1 protein-coding gene is annotated in these 653 nt (G+C 63.9%); it reads right to left on the bottom strand.

The window, feature by feature from the left end; genetic code table 11:
• Positions 1–29: 29 nt before the first annotated feature.
• A partial coding sequence (locus C7C45_RS34945; protein WP_244200340.1) for an AAA family ATPase occupies positions 30–653 on the bottom strand: 624 nt, incomplete at its 5' end.

The raw sequence follows: 653 nt of genomic DNA, 5'->3' as shown, positions 1-653 counted from the left end.
CCATCGGGCCCGCCTTTTTGCTGGTTGTGCTACTCGTCCGCGCCTGCGGCGGCGGTGCCAGCGGCAGTGCCACCGAGGTCGGCCGGTACGGCGTCCGGAACTTCGACCGGCTTCTCCGCGCCCCGGAAGACGAGCTTGGACTTGTCGATGTCGTTCGGGTCGCCCTCGCAGTCCACCACGACGATCTGACCAGGGGTCAGCTCGTTGAACAGGATCCGCTCGGAGAGGTTGTCCTCGATGTCGCGCTGGATCGTGCGACGAAGCGGACGGGCACCGAGCACCGGGTCGAAGCCCTTCGCGGCCAGGTACTTCTTGGCGTTGTCGGTGAGCTCCAGGCCCATGTCCTTGTTACGCAGCTGGCCTTCGATCCGCTGGATCATGATGTCCACGATCGAGAGGATCTCGCTCTGGCGCAGCTGGTGGAAGACGATGGTGTCGTCGATCCGGTTGAGGAACTCAGGCCGGAAGTGCTGCTTGAGCTCGTCGTTGACCTTCTGCTTCATCCGGTCGTAGTTGGACTCGGAGTCCTCCGACTGCTGGAAGCCCAGCGACACCGCCTTGGCGACGTCACGGGTGCCCAGGTTGGTGGTCAGGATGATGACCGTGTTCTTGAAGTCCACGATCCGACCCTGACCGTCGGTGAGCCGACCGTC

The organism is Micromonospora arborensis (assembly GCF_003205615.1).
Taxonomy (GTDB): domain Bacteria; phylum Actinomycetota; class Actinomycetes; order Mycobacteriales; family Micromonosporaceae; genus Micromonospora; species Micromonospora arborensis.
This window is presented reverse-complemented; position numbering and strand designations above follow the sequence as displayed.